Here is a 251-nt window from a genome sequence, read left to right as displayed (position 1 = left end):
CTTCTTTGTTGGTGATTACTAAATTTTCTTTTATATAATTTTTAAGTTTATCCATAGTCCGCCTCCTCTCGTTTACGCTTTTATTATATGTTATAAAAGCGAATATGTAAAGTTGGCTTATGAATTTTCCTTTTTAAAAAAGGATGTAACGAAATATTACTCCCTTTAATAAAAAAGAGCAGCCTTTTAAGCTACTCTTGTAGAAAGTACAAAATGGGTTAATTATATTTTTTGTGTTTCCTCATACTAGT

The sequence above is a fragment of the Anaerococcus sp. HMSC075B03 genome (assembly GCF_001815585.1).
In the GTDB taxonomy this organism is placed as follows: domain Bacteria; phylum Bacillota; class Clostridia; order Tissierellales; family Peptoniphilaceae; genus Anaerococcus; species Anaerococcus vaginalis.
The sequence above is the reverse complement of the archived record's forward strand: the minus strand, read 5'-3'. Positions refer to the sequence as shown.